16 protein-coding genes are annotated in these 20,197 nt (G+C 65.5%); 9 read left to right on the forward strand and 7 right to left on the reverse strand.

The window, feature by feature from the left end:
* Positions 1 to 58: 58 nt before the first annotated feature.
* Entirely contained in the window at positions 59 to 2,230 is a 2,172-nt protein-coding gene (locus AB5K84_RS02405) for a HAMP domain-containing methyl-accepting chemotaxis protein (RefSeq protein ID WP_011083215.1), read from the forward strand.
* Here the strand turns inward: AB5K84_RS02405 and AB5K84_RS02410 are convergent, their stop codons facing one another.
* A complete protein-coding gene (locus AB5K84_RS02410) occupies positions 2,231 to 2,941 on the reverse strand; it encodes a GntR family transcriptional regulator (protein ID WP_011083214.1) in 711 nt (236 codons plus the stop codon).
* Positions 2,942 to 3,035: 94 nt separating this feature from the next.
* Here AB5K84_RS02410 and AB5K84_RS02415 point away from each other — a divergent pair, with 94 nt between their 5' ends.
* The 5 genes from AB5K84_RS02415 to AB5K84_RS02435 all read left to right on the forward strand — a co-directional run bounded on the left by AB5K84_RS02415 (position 3,036) and on the right by AB5K84_RS02435 (position 8,247).
* Positions 3,036 to 4,055: an ABC transporter substrate-binding protein gene (locus AB5K84_RS02415; protein ID WP_011083213.1), complete on the forward strand. Its 1,020-nt coding sequence runs from the start codon at positions 3,036 to 3,038 to the stop codon at positions 4,053 to 4,055.
* Entirely contained in the window at positions 4,055 to 4,816 is a 762-nt protein-coding gene (locus AB5K84_RS02420; RefSeq protein ID WP_011083212.1) for an ABC transporter ATP-binding protein, read from the forward strand. Before AB5K84_RS02415 ends, AB5K84_RS02420 begins: the two co-directional genes overlap by 1 nt.
* Before the next feature lie 12 nt (positions 4,817 to 4,828).
* On the forward strand, positions 4,829 to 5,692 hold the full coding sequence (locus AB5K84_RS02425) for an ABC transporter permease (RefSeq protein ID WP_011083211.1): 864 nt from the start codon (positions 4,829 to 4,831) through the stop codon (positions 5,690 to 5,692).
* Positions 5,689 to 7,428, forward strand: coding sequence for an L-arabinonate dehydratase (gene araD / locus AB5K84_RS02430; protein ID WP_011083210.1), 1,740 nt, complete (start codon positions 5,689 to 5,691; stop codon positions 7,426 to 7,428). Before AB5K84_RS02425 ends, araD begins: the two co-directional genes overlap by 4 nt.
* Before the next feature lie 99 nt (positions 7,429 to 7,527).
* Complete coding sequence (locus tag AB5K84_RS02435; protein WP_011083209.1) at positions 7,528 to 8,247, forward strand: ribonuclease activity regulator RraA; 720 nt, start codon at positions 7,528 to 7,530, stop codon at positions 8,245 to 8,247.
* 46 nt (positions 8,248 to 8,293) lie between these two features.
* Here AB5K84_RS02435 and AB5K84_RS02440 read toward each other — a convergent pair whose 3' ends face one another.
* Positions 8,294 to 10,399, reverse strand: a complete 2,106-nt coding sequence (locus tag AB5K84_RS02440; RefSeq protein WP_011083208.1) for a S9 family peptidase — start codon at positions 10,397 to 10,399, stop codon at positions 8,294 to 8,296.
* 337 nt (positions 10,400 to 10,736) lie between these two features.
* Here AB5K84_RS02440 and AB5K84_RS02445 point away from each other — a divergent pair, with 337 nt between their 5' ends.
* A complete protein-coding gene (locus AB5K84_RS02445) occupies positions 10,737 to 12,173 on the forward strand; it encodes an MBOAT family O-acyltransferase (protein ID WP_011083207.1) in 1,437 nt (478 codons plus the stop codon).
* On the forward strand, positions 12,173 to 13,279 hold the full coding sequence (locus tag AB5K84_RS02450) for a hypothetical protein (RefSeq protein ID WP_011083206.1): 1,107 nt from the start codon (positions 12,173 to 12,175) through the stop codon (positions 13,277 to 13,279). The genes AB5K84_RS02445 and AB5K84_RS02450 overlap by 1 nt, the downstream gene beginning before the upstream one ends.
* 225 nt (positions 13,280 to 13,504) lie before the next feature.
* Here the strand turns inward: AB5K84_RS02450 and AB5K84_RS02455 are convergent, their stop codons facing one another.
* From AB5K84_RS02455 to AB5K84_RS02465, 3 genes are all read right to left on the reverse strand, one after another.
* A complete protein-coding gene (locus AB5K84_RS02455; RefSeq protein ID WP_011083205.1) occupies positions 13,505 to 14,692 on the reverse strand; it encodes a pyridoxal-phosphate-dependent aminotransferase family protein in 1,188 nt (395 codons plus the stop codon).
* A gap of 103 nt (positions 14,693 to 14,795) precedes the next feature.
* Positions 14,796 to 15,518, reverse strand: a complete 723-nt coding sequence (locus tag AB5K84_RS02460) for a thermonuclease family protein (protein ID WP_011083204.1) — start codon at positions 15,516 to 15,518, stop codon at positions 14,796 to 14,798.
* Positions 15,519 to 15,667: 149 nt separating this feature from the next.
* Positions 15,668 to 17,395 (reverse strand): hypothetical protein, encoded by a 1,728-nt coding sequence (locus tag AB5K84_RS02465; RefSeq protein WP_038967439.1) that lies wholly within the window; start codon positions 17,393 to 17,395, stop codon positions 15,668 to 15,670.
* A gap of 422 nt (positions 17,396 to 17,817) precedes the next feature.
* On the opposite strand from AB5K84_RS02465, the gene AB5K84_RS02470 reads away from it, so the two are divergent.
* On the forward strand, positions 17,818 to 18,666 hold the full coding sequence (locus AB5K84_RS02470; protein ID WP_011083202.1) for a caspase family protein: 849 nt from the start codon (positions 17,818 to 17,820) through the stop codon (positions 18,664 to 18,666).
* 236 nt (positions 18,667 to 18,902) lie between these two features.
* Here AB5K84_RS02470 and AB5K84_RS02475 read toward each other — a convergent pair whose 3' ends face one another.
* Together AB5K84_RS02475 and AB5K84_RS02480 are read right to left on the reverse strand one after the other, a co-directional pair.
* Entirely contained in the window at positions 18,903 to 19,793 is an 891-nt protein-coding gene (locus AB5K84_RS02475) for an efflux RND transporter periplasmic adaptor subunit (protein WP_028175680.1), read from the reverse strand.
* A gap of 224 nt (positions 19,794 to 20,017) precedes the next feature.
* Positions 20,018 to 20,188: a hypothetical protein gene (locus AB5K84_RS02480; RefSeq protein ID WP_165448133.1), complete on the reverse strand. Its 171-nt coding sequence runs from the start codon at positions 20,186 to 20,188 to the stop codon at positions 20,018 to 20,020.
* Positions 20,189 to 20,197 lie beyond the last annotated feature (9 nt).

Genomic DNA, 20,197 nt, shown 5'->3' on the forward strand with positions numbered 1-20,197 from the left:
CACATTCTGGCGTCCCACCACGCCAACCGATCAACCGACCACCAGCACGAGATCTTCCATGTTCAAATCGATTGCGAACACCGGAATTCGGACCCGGCTGCTCGGCGGCTTTGCGCTGATCTGCATTCTGCTCGCCGCGACCGTGATCTACACCGTCGCCGCCGTCTCGGACATCTCGTCGCGGATCAAGACGGTCGTGGATCTGCGAGCGCCGGTCGCAGTCGCAAGCACGGAACTCGTCGGCAATCTCTACTCCACGCTCTCGGTGCTGCGCGGCTATCTGCTGACCGGCGATGCGCAGGGCAAGCGTGACCGGGCGGCGGTCTGGGCCGACCTGGATCGCACCGCCGCCGCGGTCGACCGCATGGCGGAGGGGTTTTCCAACCCGCAGAACAAGACCAACTGGAGCGAAGCCAGGGCGCTGATCGCGGAATTTCGCCAGGCCCAAGACAAGGCCGAGCTCGCCGCCTTCACTCCGTCGGCCTATCCGGCGAGCGAGCTCCTGGCCAAGGAGGCCGCGCCGCTGATCGCGACCATGTTCGCCGAGATCACCGCGATGATCGACGAGGAGGAGGCGCTGGAGGCGACGCCCCAGCGCAAGCGCCTGCTCAAGACCTTCGCCGACGTGCGCGGCAATCTCGCCGCGGCGGGATCGCAATTGCGGCTCTACGTCGCCTCGGGCGAGGCGGCCGACCGTGACAAGTTCGAAAAGCCGCTCGCGACCTTCAGGGCCGCGCTCGCATCGGTCGGCACCCAGGCGGATCTGCTCACCGAAAGGCAGGCGTCCGCTTACCGGGCCATCGCCAGGGCGAACGAGGCCTTCACCCCGCTGCCGCAGAAGATCTTCGCGATCCGCCAGACGCCGCAATGGAACGCGCCGGTCTTCATCCTGTCCACCGAGGCCGCGCCGCGCGCGGCCCGCATCCTCGATCTGCTCGACGGTCGCAAGGACACGGATGGCAAGCGCTCCGGCGGACTCAAGAGCGACCAACAGTCGAAGCTCGCCGAGGACGCCCGCAGCGTGGCCGACGCGGTCGAGAGGTTGCTGCTGCTGCAATGGATCCTGCTCGCCGCGGGGCTTGCGCTCGGGACAACGATTGCGATCCTGGTTGCGCGCTCCATCACCCGTCCGATCGTCGAGCTGGTGGGCGATTCCGCGCGCCTGTCCGGGGGCGACACCAGTGTCGAATTCAAGACGGCCGGGCGCGGCGACGAGATCGGAGTGGTCTCGCAGGCGGTGGCGAAGTTCCGCGACAACGTGATCGCCCAGCAACAGGCGGCGGCGTCTCTCGCGCGCGAGGCGGAGGCGCGCGAAGCGGCCAACCGCAACATGGAGGACGCGGTCGAGGAATTTCGCGGGACCTCGCGCGACCTGCTCGCGCTGGTCGGCGAGAACGCCGGCACCATGCGGCAGACCGCAGAGAGCCTCGGCGGCATCGCCAACCATGCGACGAGCCAGGCCGCGTCCGCAGCGACCGCATCCGAACAGACCGCGGTCAACGTCCAGACCGTCGCCGCGGCGGCCGAGCAGCTCGCGAGCTCCATCGTCGAGATCGGCCGGCAGATCGAACTGTCGAACAAGACCGTGCGGTCGGCGGGCGAGGTGACCGCGCGCTCCGAGGCCGAGATCGAAGGCCTCGCGCACGCCGCCCAGAGCATCAGCTCGGTGGTCGATTTGATCCAGGCGATCGCGGGCCAGACCAACCTTTTGGCGCTCAACGCCACCATCGAGGCCGCGCGCGCCGGTGAAGCCGGCCGCGGCTTTGCGGTGGTGGCCTCCGAGGTCAAGGCGCTGGCCGACCAGACCCGCAATGCGACGCAGGACATCGCTCAGCACATTGCCGCGATCCAGAACTCGACCGGCAGCGCAGTCGCCTCCGTCAAGGAGGTCGCAACCGCCATGCGCCGGATCGACGAGGTGACCGCGGCGATTGCCAGCGCCGTGGAGGAGCAGGGCGCCGCGACGCGGGAGATCTCGCAGAACGTCCAGATGGCGGCGTCGGGCACGCAGACGCTGGCGACCAGCATCGGGACCGTCTCCGGCGCCATCGCGGAAACCAACCGCTCGGCCGACGACGTGATGGGCGCCGCGAACCACGTTTCTGGAGCGGCCGAACGCCTCGCCACCGAGGTCCAGGCCTTCTTCGTCAGGCTGCGCACTGGTCCGATGGACCGCCGCAACAGCGACGATGCCGATTATCGCGGGCCGGACCGGCGCAACGCCGCCTGACTAGTCCGTCAGGTACTCCGGGTGGTGGCTCCGGATCTTGTCGAGCTCGCTCAGCGTGCCCGACAGATGCTTGCGCAGATGCTGTTGCGCGGCATCGGCGTCCCCGGCCTCGATCGCGCGGGTGATCAGCCTGTGGTGGCGCACGATATTCTGGGCCTTGCCCGGTGAGGGCAGATGCAGCCGGCGCAGCCGGTCGATATGGCCGCTGCGGCTGCGCACCAGTGCCCACAGCTCCTGCTTGCCGGCGGCGGCGTAGAGCTGGGCGTGGAAGTCGTTGTCGGCGGCCATGAACGCCTCGAACTCGCCGGCCTTCGCGAATTGCTGCTGGAGTGCGATGGCGTGGTCGAGGCGGATGATCAGGGCGTCGTCATGCTTCTCCGCGAGCAGGCGGACGATCTCGAGCTCCAGCGCCTGGCGCAGGAAATGCGCCTGCTGGGCGCGGCCGATGTCGATCCGGCTGACCACGGTCGCGTGCTGCGGAAAGACGTCGACCAGGCCCTCTTCCTCGAGCCGCATCAAGGCATCGCGCACCGGCGTCGAGCTGACGCCGAACTGGCCGGCGAGCTCGGCGCGGGACAGCGGCGCGCCCGGCGGCAGCTCCAGGGCGATGATCGCATTGCGCAGCCGTTCGAACACCTGCGGCGCGGCCTGGCGGGCGCGGTCGAGCCGGGCGGGTCGTGCCGCGCGCGGCGCGGTATGGGTTACTTCCATGTCGGGTCCCGCGGGCTTGCCTTTGATGCACTAATATATTAGTGCATCAGCAGGGTCAACGCAGCTCGACGCTGGCCGGAGGAAACACACAACAATGATGATGCATCTTCGTAGCAAGCTTGCGGCTGCCGCCCTGATCGCCGCAACCGCCCTCTCGGTGTCCGCGGCGCATGCACAGCAGAAGTCCGAGATCTCGCTGTCGCGCCAGCCCGGCATTTTCTACATGCCGAGCCACATCATGGAGAAGCAGAAGCTGATCGAGAAGCATGCCGCCAGCCTCGGTGTGCCCGGCGTCACGACCAAATGGGTCACCTTCTCCGGCGGCGGCGCCCAGACCGATGCGCTGCTCGCGGGCGGCGTCGACATCCTCAACACCGGCACCGGCAATCTCCTGTTGCTGTGGGACCGTACCCGCGGCGGCGTGAAGGGCATCGTCGCAACCTCGGCGCAGCCGATGACGCTGATCAGCCGCGATGCCAACATCAAGTCGATCAGGGATTTCGGCCCCGGCGACAAGATCGCGGTGCCGACGGTGAAAGTCTCGACCCAGGCGATCGTGCTTCAGATCGCGGCGGCCGAGGCCTTCGGCGCCGATCAATGGTCGAAGCTCGACGCCAACACCGTGCAGCTCGGCCATCCCGACGCCTATGCGGCGCTCGCCAATTCCAAGCACGAGGTGCACACCCACTTCTCGATCCCGCCCTTCACGTTCCTGGAGCTGAAGAACGTGCCGGGCGCGCATGTCGTGCTGTCGTCGCCCGACGTGATGGGCGGCCCGCTCAGCCAGGCCCAGTTCTTCACCACGACCAAATTCGCCGACGCCAATCCCAAGATCATCCAGGCCGTGCGCGACGCCACCAAGGAAGCGCAGGACCTGATCCGCAGCGACACCAGGCAAGCCGTCGAGATCTACAAGGAGATCACCGGCGACAAGACCTCGGCGGAGGAGCTGCTCGATCTGCTGAAGGAGCCCGGCATGATGGAGTGGAATCTCGAGCCGCAGGGTACGATGAAATTCGCCGCCCATCTCTACAAGACTGGCACGCTGAAGAATCAGCCCAAGGCCTGGACCGACTATTATCTCCCCGTCGCGCACGACCTGAAGGGCAACTGATGGCGCTGCTCGACGTCAACGGAGTGACGCTGCGCTATAAGACCTCCAGCGCCGTCGTCACCGCCACCGAGAGGGTGAGCTTCACCGTCGACAGGTCCGACCGCTTCGTGCTGCTCGGACCGTCCGGCTGCGGCAAGTCGACCCTGCTCAAGGCCGTCGGCGGCTACATGAGCCCGAGCGAAGGCCGCATGAGTATCAACGGTCGCGAGATCCACGGCCCGGGCGCCGACCGCATGATGATCTTCCAGGAGTTCGACCAGCTGCTGCCGTGGAAGACGGTGCTCGCCAACGTGATGTTTCCGTTGCTGACGGCGCGAAAGCTGCCGCACAAGGACGCCGAGGCCCGCGCGCGGGCCTATATCGAGAAAGTCGGCCTCACCCGCGTGGTCGATGCCTATCCGCACACGCTGTCCGGCGGCATGAAGCAGCGCGTCGCGATCGCGCGCGGCATGGCGATGGAGCCTGACATCCTGTTGATGGACGAGCCGTTCGCGGCGCTGGACGCGCTGACGCGCCGGACCTGCCAGGACGAGCTGCTCCAGCTCTGGAGCGAGACCAAATTCACCGTGCTGTTCGTGACCCATTCGATCGCGGAAGCGATCCGCATCGGCAACCGCATCCTCCTGCTGTCGCCGCATCCCGGCCGCGTCAAGGCCGAGGTGGTCGATGTCGACAAGGTCTCGAGTGCGGACGGCAGCGCCGGCCGGCTGGAGAAGGAGATCCACGATCTCCTGTTCGCCGCCGAAGCCACCGCGCATTGAGGGAGCCTCGACATGGGCGAAGCGAGAATATTGCTGCGTGACGCGCCGGTCGCTGCTGCCAGCGGCGCTGCCGAGGTCGAGCGCAAGCTGAGCGTGACCGAGCTGTTGTGGAACGACGGTTTTGTCCGCAAGACCGTTATCATCCTGTTCCTGGCGGCGATCTGGGAGGCCTACGGCGTCGCCCTCGACAATCCGCTGCTGTTTCCGACGCTGCACGACACCATCGTCACGATGTATGAGCGCGTGAAGGACGGCACGATTCCAATGCGGGCTTGGGCCTCGCTGAAGGTCCTGTTCATGGGCTATTCGGCCGGCATCGTGCTCGCCGCGATCTTCACCGTGCTTGCGATCTCGACCCGCATCGGCACCGATTTCCTCGAGACCGTCACGGCGATGTTCAATCCGCTGCCGGCGATCGCGCTGTTACCGCTGGCGCTGATCTGGTTCGGACTCGGCAACGGCAGCCTCGTTTTCGTGCTGATCCATTCGGTGCTGTGGCCGGTCGCGCTCAACACCCATTCCGGTTTCAAGAGTGTGTCCAACACGCTGCGCATGGTCGGGCGCAATTACGGCCTGCGCGGGCTGCCTTATGTGGCGAAAATCCTGATCCCCGCCGCCTTCGGCTCGATCCTCACCGGCCTCAAGATCGGCTGGGCCTTCGCCTGGCGCACGCTGATCGCGGCCGAGCTGGTGTTCGGCGTGTCCTCGGGCCAAGGCGGGCTCGGCTGGTTCATCTTCGAGAACCGCAACCTCCTCGACATACCCGCCGTCTTCGCAGGCCTCTTGACGGTGATTATCATCGGGCTCTTTGTCGAGAACCTGATCTTCCGCGCCATCGAGCGGAACACGGTCCAGAAATGGGGCACTCAATCATGACCAAGAAGAAGAAAACACCCGACCAGCTCCGCAGCGCGCGCTGGTTCGCGCCCGACGATCTCCGCTCGTTCGGCCACCGCTCCCGCACCATGCAGATGGGCTACGCCCCCGAGGAGTGGAAGGACCGTCCGATCATCGCGATCCTCAACACCTGGTCGGACGCGCAGCCCTGTCACATGCACTTCAAGTCGCGCGTCGACGACGTCAAGCGCGGCATCCTGATGGCCGGCGGCCTGCCGCTCGAGCTGCCGGCGCTGTCGCTATCGGAATCGCTGCTCAAGCCGACCACGATGCTCTATCGCAATCTGCTGGCGATGGACGCCGAGGAGCTGCTGCGCAGCCATCCCGTCGACGGCGTGGTGCTGATGGGCGGCTGCGATAAGACCACGCCCGCGCTGCTGCTGGGCGCGACCTCGATGAACATCCCGGCGATCTATCTGCCGGCAGGTCCCATGCTGCGCGGCAACTGGAAGGGCAAGACGCTGGGCTCCGGCTCGGACGGCTGGAAATACTGGGACGAGCGCCGCGCCGGAAAGATCTCCGACAAGGACTGGCTCGACATCGAGGCCGGCATCGCCCGCAGCTACGGCACCTGCATGACCATGGGCACGGCGTCGACCATGACCGCGATCGCCGAGGCCATCGGCATGACGCTGCCGGGCGCCTCCTCGATTCCGGCGGCGGACGCCAACCACATCCGCATGGCCAGTGAATGTGGCCGTCGCATCGTCGAGATGGTGTGGGAGGATCTGACGCCGAAGGTGATCCAGACCCGCAAGGCGTTCGAGAACGCGATCGCGGTCGCGATGGCGATGGGCTGCTCCACCAACGCGATCATCCATCTGATCGCGCAGGCTCGCCGTGCCGGCCAGGACATCGGTCTCGACGATTTCGAGATCGCGAGCCGCAAGGTGCCTGTGATCGCCAACGTGCGGCCGAGCGGCGATGCCTATCTGATGGAGGACTTCTTCTATGCCGGCGGCCTGCCGGCGCTGATGGGCCAGATCAAGCCGCATCTGCATCTCGACTGCATCACCGTCACCGGCCAGACGGTGGCTGAGAACATCGCGCATGCCGAGGTGCACAATGACGACGTGATCCGCTCGGTCGACAATCCCATCTACAAGGAAGGCGCGCTCGCCGTGCTCAAGGGCAATCTCGCGCCCGACGGCTGCGTCATCAAGCCCTCCGCCTGCGCGCCGCGCTTCCTCAAGCACACCGGACCCGCGCTGGTGTTCGACGATTATCCGTCGATGAAGAAGGCGGTCGACGATCCCAATCTCGACGTCACCGAGGACCACATCCTGATCCTGCGCAATGCGGGGCCGCAGGGCGGACCTGGCATGCCGGAATGGGGCATGTTGCCGATCCCGACCAAGCTCGTGAAGCAGGGCGTGCGCGACATGGTGCGCATCTCGGACGCGCGCATGAGCGGCACCAGCTACGGCGCCTGCATCCTGCACGTTTCACCGGAGTCCTACATCGGCGGCCCGCTGGCCCTGGTGCAGAACGGCGACCGCATCACCCTCGACGTCGCCGCGCGGACCATCAATCTCGATGTGAGCGAAGCCGAGCTCGAAAAACGCCGCGCCGCCTGGAAGCAGCCCGAGCGCCGCTTCGAGCGCGGCTATGGCTGGATGTTCACCAAGCACATCAAGCAGGCCAATGACGGCTGCGACTTCGACTTCCTCGAGACCGATTTCGGCGCGCCGATCGGCGAGCCGTCGATCTACTAACACCGTCGTTCCGGGGCGCGAAGCGAACCCGGAACCTCGAGATTCCGGGTTCGCGCCAAGTGGCGCGCCCCGGAATGACGAACGAGAAAGAAAGCGCCAATGACAAAACTCAGCGAAGCCACCCGCAACAAGCTCAAATCCGTCTCCACCGCCACCGTCGCCACCGCGCTGTTCAAGCGCGGCCTGCGCATCCAGATGATCCAGGATGTGCACCCGCTCGGTCCTGACCAGCCGACCATGGTGGGCGAGGCCTTCACGCTGCGCTACATGCCGGCGCGCGAGGACCTCAACACCATCGACGTCTTCAAGGACCGCTCGCATCCGCAGCGCAAGGCGGTCGAGGACTGCCCGGCAGGCAGCGTGCTGGTGATGGACAGCCGCAAGGATGCGCGCGCGGCTTCCGCCGGTGCGATCCTGGTGACGCGGCTGATGAAGCGCGGCGTCGCCGGCGTCGTCACCGACGGCGGCTTTCGCGACTCCGCCGAGATCGCCAAGCTCGGCATCCCCGCCTACCACCATCGTCCCTCGGCGCCGACGAACCTCACGCTGCATCAGGCGATCGAGATCAACGTGCCGATCGGCTGCGGCGATGCGCCGGTGTTTCCCGGCGACGTCATTTTGGGCGATGCCGACGGCGTCATCGTGATCCCCGCGCATCTTGCCGACGATATCGCCAACGAGACGTTCGAGATGACCGCGTTCGAGGACTTCGTCACCGAGGAGGTCGGCAAGGGTCGCGGCATCTTCGGTCTCTATCCTGCCACCGATCCGCAGACGCTCACCGACTTCGCGGAATGGCGGAAGAAGAACGGCAGGTAGTTTACACTCCGTCGTCGTCCTGGCTTTCGCCAGGACGACGACGGGGCTACACCCCGGCCTCCGCCATTCCCGCCGCCCACAGCGCGAACGCATAGACGATCGCCACCTCGTCCAGACGATCAAATCGCCCCGAGGCGCCGCCGTGGCCGGCGCCCATGTTGGTGCGCAGCAGCACCGGGCCGCCGCCGCGCATGGTGGCGCGCAGGCGGGCGATCCATTTGGCGGGCTCCCAATAGGTGACGCGCGGATCGGTCAATCCGCCCATTGCAAGGATGGCCGGATAGGCCTTCGCCGCGACATTGTCGTAGGGCGAGTAGGACAGGATGGTGCGAAAATCCTTCTCGCTCTCGATCGGGTTGCCCCATTCCGGCCATTCCGGCGGCGTCAGCGGCAGCGTGTCGTCGAGCATGGTGTTGAGCACGTCGACGAACGGGACCTCGGCGACGATGCCGGCGAACAGCTCGCCGGCGCGGTTTGCCACCGCTCCCATCAGCATGCCGCCGGCCGAGCCGCCATGGCCGACGATGCGCTTTGCGCTGGTGTATCTTGCGTCGATCAGCGCGCGGGCGCTGGCGGCGAAATCGTCGAACGAATTCGTCTTCTTCTCGCGCTTGCCGTCGAGATACCAGCCCCAGCCCTTGTCGGCGCCGCCACGGATATGGGCGATGGCATAGACGAAGCCGCGATCGACCAGCGACAGGCGGTTGGCGTTGAACGAGGCCGGCATCGCCATGCCATAGGAGCCGTAGCCGTAGAGCAGGAGCGGTGCCGATCCGTCGAGCTTCAGCCCGCGGCGATAGAGAATCGAGACCGGCACCTCGGCGCCGTCCTGCGCCTTCGCCATGATGCGCGTGGTGACGTAGTCGCTCGCATTGTGGCCGGACGGGATCTCCTGGCGCTTGCGCAAGGTCCGCGTCCGCTTGGCCATGTCGTAATCATAGACCTCCGACGGAGTCGTCATCGACGAATAGGCGAAACGCAAGTTCGTTGTCTCGAACTCGTAGGAGCCCATCGTGTCGAGCGAATAGGCGGCTTCGTCGAAGGCGATGGCGTGCTCCTCGTTCGATGCGAGATCGCGGATCACGATCGCCGGCAGCGCATTGGCGCGCTCCAGCCGCACCAGATGGCCGGCATAGAGATCGAGGTCGATGATGTAGATGCCCGGACGATACGGGATCAGATCGCGCCAGTTCTTCCGTTCGGGCGAGCCAAGCGGTGCGGTGACGATCTTGAAGTCGATGGCGTCATCGGCATTGGTGAGGATGAAGAGCTGATCGCCGCGATCGGCCAGCGAATATTGCACGCCTTCCTCACGCGCCGCGACCAGCCGCGGCGGCGTATCAGGGCTTTCGAGATCGATCAGCCGCTGCTCGGAGGTCTCGTGATCGCCGCCCGCGATCACGCAGAAGCGGCCGCTGGTGCTCTCGTGCAGATGGGTGAACCAGCCGGAATCCTGCTCCTCATAGACGAGCGTGTCGTTGGCCTGTTTCGTCCCCAGCCGGTGCCGCCACACCTGCATCGGCCGGTGATTGTCGTCGAGCTTCACATAGAAGAAGCTTTTCGCGTCCTTGCTCCAGACGATGCCGCCGTCGGTCTCCTCGACGAGGTCGTCAAAGTCCTTCCCCGTCGCCCAGTCGCGCACGCGGATCGAAAAATATTCGGAGCCTTTGGTGTCCGCGCTCCAGGCCTGCAGCTTGTGATCGGGCGAATGCCGGCTGCCGCCGAACTTGAAATATTTGTGGTCCTTGGCGAGCGCATCGCCGTCGAGCACGATATGGCCGTCGCCGCCCTCGCGCGGCATGCGGCCGAACAGTTCGTGCTGCCCGCCCTCGCGAAACCTGCGGAAATAGGCGAACTGGCCGTCCGGCGACGGCACGCTGGAATCGTCCTCCTTGATCCGCCCGCGCATCTCGCGCACCAGCGTCTTCTGCAGCGCCGCGGTATGGCCGAGCAGGCTCTCGGTGTAGACGTTCTCTTCATCCAGATATTTGCGGATGTCGGGGTCGATCACCCCGGGGTCGCGCAGCACCTCCTGCCATTTCTCGTCCTTCAGCCAGGCATAGTCGTCGGTCACGGTGATGCCGTGCCGGGTAAAGCTGTGCGGCCGGCGCCGGGCGACGGGGGGCTGGGAAGGTGTCTTGGTCTGGGTCACTCGATCCTCATCATCTCACGTCCGTACGGCGCCTCTTCCTTACCTCTCCCCGCCTGCGGGGAGAGGTCGGATTGCATCGGAGATGCAATCCGGGTGAGGGGGTACAGGTCTCTCGACCATCTCGCGTGTGGAGAGAGGCCCCTCACCCCGATCCTCTCCCCGTAAGAACGGGGAAAGGGGGAATTAGCACAGCGTATCCCACCTTATATCGTCCCGATTCCGCGGATTGCCAGCGTCGCTGCGCCAAGGACCGGACAAAGGACTGCGCCAAGTCGCCGGGTTGTTGATCGCCCCCTTGTATGCTTTAGGGGCAGTACCCCGCCGCCGGTCCAGCCTGATGCTGTTCAATTCCTACCCGTTCATCCTGCTGTTCCTGCCGGCTGTGCTGGCCGGGTACTTCTGGCTCGGGCGGCGCGGCAATCTGACCCCGGTGATCTGGCTGGCGGTCGCCTCGCTCGCCTTCTATGCCATCGGCAATTGGCAGTTTGTCGCGCTGCTGCTGGCGTCGATCGCCTTCAACTACGGTGTCGGCCATCTCCTGATTGCAGCGGAGCTCATGCCAACGCAGCGCCGGGCGGCACTTGCCCTTGGTGTCGCCGGCGACCTCCTCGTGCTCGGCATCTTCAAATATGCGGGCTTCGCCGCCGACAATCTCAATGCGCTGCTCGGCACGCATGTCGCGGTCCACATCCTGCTGCCGGTCGGCATCTCCTTCTACACGTTCACCCAGATCGCGTTCCTGGTCGATGCCTATCGCGGCCAGGTCGCGCGTTATGCCTTGCCGCATTACGCGCTGTTCGTGACCTATTTCCCGCATCTGATCGCGGGGCCGATCCTCCACCACAAGGACATGATCCCGCAATTCGAGCGGGAGGAGTCCAAGCAGCCGCACGCGCATCTGATCCTGTGCGGAATCATCATCTTCGCCATCGGCCTGTTCAAGAAGACCTGCCTTGCCGACGGCATCCAGCCCCTGGTCGCGCTCGCCTTCGACGCGCGCTCGCCGAGCTTCGACCAGGCCTGGTGTGGTGCGCTCGCCTACACGTTCCAGCTCTATTTCGACTTCTCCGGCTATTCCGACATGGCGATCGGGATTTCCCTGATGTTCGGCATCTTCCTGCCCGTCAACTTCAACTCGCCGTACAAGGCTGCGAGCATCGTCGAGTTCTGGCGCCGCTGGCACATGACGTTGTCGCAATTCCTGCGCGACTATCTCTACATCCCGCTCGGCGGCAACCGCCGCGGCCACGTGCTGCGCTATGTCAATTTGCTGATCACGATGCTGCTCGGCGGGCTCTGGCACGGCGCGGCCTGGACATTCGTGGTGTGGGGTGCGCTGCACGGCGCCTATCTCTGCGTCAATCACGCCTTCAGCGCGCTGGTGCAGACCATCCCGTCGCTTCATGCGCGCCCGGTCCGGATCCTTGGCGCCGTGCTGACCTTCCTCGCCGTCGTCGTCGCCTGGGTGTTCTTCCGCGCCGAGCGGGTCGATTGGGCGTTGCGGATCGTCAGTGCCATGGCTGATCCCTTGAACATCGTCCTCGGCCGCGAGGAGATCGCGGCGCTGGTGCAGGTCGCGATCTATGCGGCGCTGGTGTGGCTGGCGCCGAACACGCAAGGAATCATGGGCTACGATCACGGCAACCGCAGGGTCGGCGAAAGCTTGCGGGCAGGGCGCATGCGGCCGCTGTTCCTCTATGGTGCATCGCTCGTGCTCGCATTCGGACTTCTGGGCATCCAGAGCCACAGCGAATTCATCTACTTCCGGTTCTGATGCGGGGATCGTTCACCAGCGTGATGCGCCTTCTCCTTGCGAGCGTCGCGTGCGTGCTGGGCGCCGCGGCGCTCACCTTTGCCGTCGATCCCCTGCAACTGTTCCGCCCGTCGCGCCTCGTCGCGCCGTTCTATTCCGACGACACGCGCATGCAGAATGCCGGGCTGATCCGCAGCCAGTCGTTCGACACCGCCTTCATCGGCACCTCGCTCGCGATCCATTTCCGCCAGAGCGACATCGACCGCGCGCTCGGCGTCCGTTCGCTCAAGCTGGCGATGACCGGATCCAATTCGCGCCAGCAGGGCTTTGTGCTGGAGCAGGCGATCGATCGCGGCGCCCGGCGCGTGATCTGGGCGATGGACGATTTCAGCTTTGTCGATGCGGCCGGCATCGAGGCCGATCCCTATCTGTCCGTCGATCTTTATCGGAGGACGGCCAAGGGGATCGCGGCATATCTGTTCAGCGGGCCGATGGCGAAGGAATCCCTGTTCGCGCTGCTGCGGTCTGTCCCGCCGCTGCGGGAGCCGCTGAGCCGTGCGGCGCCGTTTCTCCCCGTCAAGTTCGCGCTGTCCGACGTCGACGACATCTACGCGCTGCCACGGGATTTCGACGTCGCGCGCGCCTACAACGCCGAGAGGACACGCGCCGCCTTCGCCTATATCACCGATCCGGTGCGCAGCAGCTTTCTCGGCGAGGGCTACGAGCGTGACGCCATGATCAGGCATTTCGAGCGTGACGCCGCCAGCCTGATCACGCGCCATCCGGACGTGACCTTCGACGTCTACTTCCCGCCCTATTCGATCCTGCAATTCGTCGCGATGCGCGATGCCTCACCGGCGACGCTGACCATCGTCACCGATCTTACGGCCCGCATCGCGCAGCGCCTGACGCAGCTTCCCAACGTGCGCCTCCACGATTTCCGCGCGATCAAGGCGGTGACCCACGACCTCAACAATTACGGCGACGTCATCCACCATTCGCCGGCCGTGGACGCGATGGTGTTGAAATGGCTGGCGAGCGGGGAATACCGGGTCGATCCGAAGGCGCCGCTCGCGTCGCTGGAGGAGCTGAAGGCGCAGGTCGAGGCGTATCGCGTCGAGCGCTGAATCTTAAGTCGCTGCGAATGTGAGGCTCAGCCCAGCCACGACCTCTGCCGTCGTCCCGGCGTAGGCCGGGACCCATAACCCCAGGGAGAGGTTATCGCGCGGGCTGGCAACTCCGACTCTTCGCCAAACTGCATCCTGTGGCTGGGTCCCGGATCGGCGCTCCGCCCCGACAACGCTACGCGTTGCCAGAGCTGCGCTTGTCCGGGACGACGGCGGAATTTGCGCCTACGCCGCCACCTCTTCGCCGAGATACGCGACCGCCGCCTCCAGCCCGCCCTTGCCGTGCGGGATCTTCAGCGCGTTGAGGCCGATCTCGACCACCCCCAGCGTGCCGAGCAGCATCGGCGCGTTGATGTGGCCCATATGGGCGATGCGGAAGGCTTGTCCGGAGAGGTCGCCGATGCCGGTGCCGAGCACCACGCCGCACTTGTCCTTGCAATAGCGTTGCAGCACTGCGGGATCATGGCCGTTGCTCATGGTCACCGTGGTCACGGTGTTGGAGCGCTCGCTGGCTTCGGCGATGTTGAAGCCGAGCACCTGGCCTTCCGTCCAGGCGGATACCGCGCGGCGCGCGGCTTCGCCGAGCAGGCTGTGGCGGCGGAAGGCGTTTTCAAGCCCTTCCTCGTGCAGCAGGTCGATCGCCTTGCGCAGCGCGAACAGCAGATGCACCGGCGCGGTGCCGGCATATTTGCGATAATTCTCGGTGCCCTCGCGCTCGCTCCAGCTCCAATAGGGCGTCGACATGTTCGCCTTCTTGTGCACCTCGAGCGCGCGCGCATTGGCGGAGACGAAGCCGAGGCCGGGTGGCGTCATCAGGCCCTTCTGCGAGCCGGACATCGCGACGTCCACGCCCCATTTGTCCATCTCGAACGGCATGCAGCCGAGCGAGGCGACGGTGTCGACCATATACAGCGCGGGATGACCGCTCGCCTTGATCGCCTTGCCGATCGCTTCGATGTCGTTCTGCACGCCCGAGGCCGTATCGACCTGGACGACGACGACGGCCTTGATCCTGTGCTCCTTGTCGCGGCGCAGGCGCTCCTCGACCTCGTGCGGCCGCACCGCGCGACGCCAGTCGCCCTTGAGCACCTCGACCTCGGCGCCCATCAGCGCTGCCGCATTGCCCCAGCCGATCGCGAAGCGGCCGCTCTCCAGCACCAGCACCTTGTCGCCGCGCGACAACACGTTGCTCAGCGCGGCTTCCCAGGCGCCATGACCGTTGGCGATGTAGATGTAGGACTTGCCCCTGGTCGCAAACAGTTTCGAGATGTCACTGAGCAGGCTCTCCGTCAGGTCGAGCATCTCTTTGGAGTAGATGTCGATCGCCGGACGATGCATCGCCCGCAGCACCTCGTCGGGCATCGTGGTGGGCCCGGGGATGGCCAGAAATTCCCGGCCCGCGCGAACGGTCATTGCTGTTGGTCCTTGTTGCTGGAGGACAGGCTGGTGGGTCGCTCGAGTCGTACTTTTACGCGCTGCTGGAAGCCAAGAAAAGCACGCAAAATGCAGGGCTGGGTTATCGTTTGGTCTCGCGGCAGCCGGCGGCTTCCGCCTCCTCCACCGAGCAGAACCAGCGGGTGCCCTTGCTGATCTTCATCTTGATCTGGGTGTACCAGCGGCTGGTCGGCTGGTGATAGATGCACTCGCCGGCGGTGTTGACGTTGCCCTTGATGGTGCAGTCCGGCGAGGGCGCGACCGGCCCCGAGGCCGAAGCGAGCAGCACGGCATGCGCTCCCTCCGGCGGCTTGGTGGCGCCCAATATCGTCGTCTTCTTGTTGCGCACGCGCCAGTCCCAGGGCGCAATGAAGGCGCCCTGCCACATGCCGGCCTTAGCCTCACGCGCGGCAGCCTCGTCGGCGTCGTAATCGTGCGAAACGCGGGTGTAGGACAGCGCCCAGCCGCTGCGCACCAGCCATTTCTGGATGTCCTCGCCGCCGACCTCGCAGCGCGCCACGGTGCGGCCGCGCCGGTCGATCGCGCGGGCATGACAGACCCAGTTCTTGCCCTCGGTGTATTTGGCGAGCTCGTCGCGTGCCGCGATCCCGCAGGTCCAGCGCTCGGTATGGGTGTTGAGGCAGAGCTGGTCGGACGACGGCGCGTCGATGCCGCCGAGCCGGACCCTCGTGTTGCCGATCACGACGGAATCGCCGTCGCGGACCTTTGCGGTGCCGGTGATGTCGGCGGCCTGGGCGAGCGTCGGGGCGAGCAAAGACAGCGCAAGCAGGAATTTTCGCAACATGCCGGTCCAGTGTTCAGGAAAATCTCGATAAGCCGCGCAATTGTGGTCGGCTTTTGGCCGCCCGGCCAGCGCTTGCCTAACGATTAAGCTTTCAACTTCCCGTCATTGTCGTGGACGCCACTTACCCTCCCCTGGAGGGGGAAGACACGTTACCCCCGCGCCATCGCCCGCCTCGCCACCGCCAGCGCCATCAGCACGAACGCCGACGTCACCTCCGGTCCGCCCACCAGGATCCGCGTCGGCGTCTTCATCTTGTTCCATTCATAGGCGCGGAACGGGCCGCGGCGGCCGCCTTCGCCGATGGCGCCGACGATGACATTCAGCGCCGGCGCGAAGGCCCGCGGGTCGGCGCCGAGATGGCCGAGCGCGATCAAGGCGAGTGCGGCGTCGAACACGTTCATCTCGGCGGCCATCAGCTCGCCCTTGACGTAGGAGAGCACGCGGTGGCGGATGAAATCGAAGTCGCCGTCCGGATCGATCGCCGCCTGCGCCGCCAGCGGCAGCGCGAGGAAGGCGGCATAGCAGCGGCCGAAATAGGCGCTGTAGAGTTCCGGCAGGTAATAGATGTGCGAGCGCGGATTGGCGAAGGCGCCGCTGGCCGCGAGCCGCTTCTGGAAGCCGATGATGCGATGCACGGTCGCAAGCCGGGCCGGCGTCTCCAGAATCTTCCAGCGCACGAGGTTGCGGAAGCTGACCTCTAGAATGTCGAGATTGAGCGTCGGATCGAGATCGTTGCCGTAGGGCCGTTCGCCCCTGAGATTGTCGATCCAGGTCGCGACCCCGCCCTCATAGTCGATATTGTCATTGAGCGGCACGGTCACGCGCGGCTCGTTGACGCCGGCGCGCACCTGGTAACTGCTGTAGAAATCCAGCAGCGGCTGGTCGATGATCGGATCGGTGCAGCCCGCCTGCGTCGCCGCCGAGATCGAGCAGGCCGTGGTGTCGCAGTCCGGCACATAGACGCCGAAGCCGAGATCCTGTTTGATCTGGGCGAAGAAGCGGGAAAAGCGCGGATGTGGCGCGGGCGCGAGCGCGGTGATGACATTGAAGCGCGCACCGTCGGTGCCCTCGACCTCCTCGCGGCTGATGTTGACGCAGAAATCGACCATGTCGGCGATGGCGCGCTCTGCCGCCGTCTTGTCGGCCGGTGAAGCGAGCCCGGTCTCAACGAAGCTGAGCAGCGCTTCAATGAAGAACGCATCGTAATAGGCCGAGCGGTGGCGGATCTGCACCGGCTCCCACATCGGCTCGGCGATGCCGGTCCAGGGCGGATTGACCACGGCGGCTGCCTTCGAGCGCGCGATGAAGACGCGGGCGAGATTGAACAGCAGTGAGGAGTTCTTGTAGCCGCGCGCGTTCAACCCGGTGAGCGCCATGGTCAGCTCGCGTCCGCGGAAATCAGGGTCGCCGATCAGGTTGAAGGCGGCATAGGTCGGCAGGAAACCGTTCTTGCGGTACGAGCCGAGCAGATGCTGCGCGCAGTCGCGGATCACGCCGTCGATCTGTGAAGCCTGCGGCATGGCGCCGACGAACAGCGCCGGCGGTGGCCTCGGATGGTCGAGCGTGATGCTGTCGACGAGATCGGCGACGGGCTGGCCGACCGCCGCCCAGTCCGGCTCGGCCTCGTCGCGGGCGCGGGTGAGTGCCTCGCGCAGCCGGGTGAGCTTGGCCTCGTTGCGCAACTCGGGCAGCCCGGCCCGCCGGAGCAGCACCCGCAGCGCGGGATTGCCGAGCGCGGTCTTGTAGAATTTGGCCAGATGCGGATCGCCGCTGGCGGGGCCTGACAATACGGGATCGCAGACGTCGTAAAGCGAGGGGCCGTCCTTCCGCGCCGTCAGCGCCCGGCAGGCGGCGCCGGCAAAATAATGAAAGCTCATGAAATACCTGGTCGCGGGGCCTTGGTCGGGGACGGCCGGTGCGCTCCCATCTGCGCACCACCCCTGCAAGTCTTTGAAAAAGCTACCCGGATTCGCAGGAAAAACAAATGTGATGGCAGTCACGGAAAAAGTCGGCACGAGGGCTGCATGATCAGAGCCCGGAAGGCTACGGGGATACCAAAAACGGAGAAATCCAGGTCAGGTAATTAACTAACATCTTCAGCGACTTAGCTCAAATTTTGGGCAATCTATTGCGGGACACCCTATATCCCGTTAAAGGTTTGTTTGGTGCGGCGCCGCAAATTGCGCGCAATTCGGGGGCACTCCCCCGGCCAATCCCTCAAACCTAAAGACGCTATCGCGCTACTCAACCTGTATGCGCGCGCGTGGCCGGTCTTTGGCACTGACAGGAATGAAGCGAGATGAATGTAAGGCAGCTCGACATTTCCCGACGCACGATTGCGGTGGCCGCAGCCCTCATCGGCACGGTCTCGCTCGTGATCGGCGCCCATGCTGCCCTCAACATGCGCGCGCTCGATGCCGCCAAGGCTGTTACGACCGACCAGGTCACCGGGTCGATCGGCCAGGCCTCCCGGCTCGCGCTCGTCATCGGCAATGGACATTATCCCGACGCCAACGCGCCGCTGACGCAGTCGATCAACGACGCCCGCGCGCTGTCCTCGACCCTGCGCAAGAACGGCTTTGACGTCGACATGGTGGAAGACGCGACCAAGGACGACATGGTCCGCGCCGTCAACCGCCTGAAGTCCCGGATCAAGCGCGACACCGTCGTCATGCTGTTCTTCGGCGGCTACGGCGTGCAGGCCGGCCGCCAGAGCTACATGCTGCCGATCGACGCCGTGATCTGGAAGGAAAGCGACGTCCGCCGCCAGGGCGTCTCTATCGACGGCGTGCTCGACATGATGAAGGAGCAGGGCGCCAAGGCCAAGCTCGTCGTCGTCGATGCCTCCCGCCGTAACCCCTACGAGCGCCGCTTCCGCTCCTACAGCCACGGCCTCGCGCCGATCAGCGCGCCCGACAATGCGCTGATCCTCTCCTCCGCTTCGCCCGGCAAGGTCGTCGACGACGGCAAGGGCGAGCATAGCGTGCTGGTGAGCGAGCTGCTCGGCAACCTCGCTGCGCAGGGCAGCGCCGAAAGCGCCTTCAACAAGACCCGCGTCGCCATCTCCCGCGCCTCCGAAGGCGACCAGGTCCCGACCGTCTCCTCCTCGCTGCTCGAAGACGTTCATTTCGGCGAAGCCGGCGGCTAGTTTTTCCCGGCGATTGTAGGGTGGATTAGCGAAGCGTAATCCACCACTTCTTTCTCAGAGCGGAAAGCAAAGAGGTGGATTACGCCTTCGGCTAATCCACCCTACGATATGCGTGTGTAGCGCACATCTGCCCCTACACCGTCATGGCGAGCGCAGCGAAGCAATCCAGAATCTTTCCGCGGAAAGACTCTGGATTGCTTCGTCGCAAGAGCTCCTCGCAATGACGATCGTGGCTGCTACTTCGCCGCTTCCGCGGCCATCACCGGGCGCACGGGATCGCCTTCGCGGAGTAGTGCGCCGGCGCGAGCGACGACGACGTCGCCTTCGTTGAGGCCGTCGCGGACCTCGATATTGCCGCCCGACATCAAGCCGATCTCGACGCGCTTGGTCTCGACGCGGTTGCGGCGGATCACCTGCACCACGGTGCCGGCGGACGAATATTGCACGGAGGTCAGCGGCACCGCGACGTTGCAGCTCTGCCCGGTCTTGATCAGCGCGCGCCCGCTCGCATTCAGCAGCAGCCGCTTCTGCGAGGAGATGCCGATATAGACCATGCCCTGCTGGATGTTCGGCTCGACGGTCGGCCCGATGCGGCGCACCTTGCCGTCGATGTCGCCGGCGCCGGCGATACGCACGGTCGCCTGCTGATTGACTGCGAGCTTGCGCATGTCGGTCGTCGCCACGAGGCCGACGAGATCGTATTCGCTGCGCGCCACGATCGTGAACAGTGCCTCGCCCTTGGCCGAGGCGAGGTTGCCGATCTGCGCGGTCGAGGTGGCGATCACACCCGCGACCGGCGCGGTGACCTGAAGCGTGCCGCCTTCGGGCAGCGCGAGGCGCGCCAGCACCTGGCCGGCGGTGGTGGTCTCGCCGGCTTCCGCCAGCACTTCCGTTACCTTCAGGCCTGGACGTTCGGGCCGCACCGAGGTCTCCTCGCGCGCGATGATTGTGCCGGTGGCCTCGACGATGTCGGAGAAGCAGGATTTTGCGACCTTCAGCACCGTGACGGCCGGCCCCTTGGGCGCGTCGTCATCGGCGGCTCCGGCCGGATATTGGCCGAAGACGAGCACTGCGGCGATGGTTGCGGGAAACAGGGCTCGAACAGCGGCACGGGGCAAATGGCGCATCGGAAATTCCACGGGGGCTATGCCTCCAATCGATAGCAGATGGCAGCGGCAAGGACTACGGCAGCGTTGTCCCAAAGCGGGATGCCGCGCCGCCCGGGGCTGCCGCGGCAAGTCTTTGATTAGTCGCGGGATTGGAGAACAGGTTCGCTCGCCGCCGGGCAGGGCGCGGCGGCCGCACAACTCGTGGTTCGAGATGGGATGCGACGGTTCTGCCTGGCTGCCGGTCAGCTTCGGCGATCGCCGAGCAGCTTGCCGGAGGAACGGTCGATCAGATGCAGCCGCGTGCAGGCCGGGCAGGGTACGGACACGTGCGTGCGATCGGCCGGCTCGTCGCCAAGCCGATGCTGCACGTTCATGCCGGTCTGGGGGCACTTGAAGACAATATGACGGTCCATGACCGTCAT

It is taken from the genome of Bradyrhizobium sp. 1200_D9_N1_1 (assembly GCF_052075915.1).
Taxonomy (GTDB): Bacteria; Pseudomonadota; Alphaproteobacteria; order Rhizobiales; family Xanthobacteraceae; genus Bradyrhizobium; species Bradyrhizobium diazoefficiens.

Excerpts from the sequence above, each read along its gene's own strand:
- AB5K84_RS02425 (WP_011083211.1), top strand. The coding sequence starts at position 4,829 with ATGGGCGAAGCGAGAATATTGCTGCGTGACGCGCCGGTCGCTGCTGCC.
- AB5K84_RS02435 (WP_011083209.1), top strand. The coding sequence starts at position 7,528 with ATGACAAAACTCAGCGAAGCCACCCGCAACAAGCTCAAATCCGTCTCC.
- AB5K84_RS02420 (WP_011083212.1), top strand. The coding sequence starts at position 4,055 with ATGGCGCTGCTCGACGTCAACGGAGTGACGCTGCGCTATAAGACCTCC.
- AB5K84_RS02405 (WP_011083215.1), top strand. The coding sequence starts at position 59 with ATGTTCAAATCGATTGCGAACACCGGAATTCGGACCCGGCTGCTCGGC.
- AB5K84_RS02470 (WP_011083202.1), top strand. The coding sequence starts at position 17,818 with ATGAATGTAAGGCAGCTCGACATTTCCCGACGCACGATTGCGGTGGCC.
- AB5K84_RS02480 (WP_165448133.1), bottom strand. The coding sequence starts at position 20,188 with ATGGACCGTCATATTGTCTTCAAGTGCCCCCAGACCGGCATGAACGTG.
- AB5K84_RS02445 (WP_011083207.1), top strand. The coding sequence starts at position 10,737 with ATGCTGTTCAATTCCTACCCGTTCATCCTGCTGTTCCTGCCGGCTGTG.
- AB5K84_RS02465 (WP_038967439.1), bottom strand. The coding sequence starts at position 17,395 with ATGAGCTTTCATTATTTTGCCGGCGCCGCCTGCCGGGCGCTGACGGCG.
- AB5K84_RS02455 (WP_011083205.1), bottom strand. The coding sequence starts at position 14,692 with ATGACCGTTCGCGCGGGCCGGGAATTTCTGGCCATCCCCGGGCCCACC.
- AB5K84_RS02410 (WP_011083214.1), bottom strand. The coding sequence starts at position 2,941 with ATGGAAGTAACCCATACCGCGCCGCGCGCGGCACGACCCGCCCGGCTC.
- AB5K84_RS02475 (WP_028175680.1), bottom strand. The coding sequence starts at position 19,793 with ATGCGCCATTTGCCCCGTGCCGCTGTTCGAGCCCTGTTTCCCGCAACC.
- AB5K84_RS02450 (WP_011083206.1), top strand. The coding sequence starts at position 12,173 with ATGCGGGGATCGTTCACCAGCGTGATGCGCCTTCTCCTTGCGAGCGTC.
- araD (WP_011083210.1), top strand. The coding sequence starts at position 5,689 with ATGACCAAGAAGAAGAAAACACCCGACCAGCTCCGCAGCGCGCGCTGG.
- AB5K84_RS02460 (WP_011083204.1), bottom strand. The coding sequence starts at position 15,518 with ATGTTGCGAAAATTCCTGCTTGCGCTGTCTTTGCTCGCCCCGACGCTC.
- AB5K84_RS02415 (WP_011083213.1), top strand. The coding sequence starts at position 3,036 with ATGATGATGCATCTTCGTAGCAAGCTTGCGGCTGCCGCCCTGATCGCC.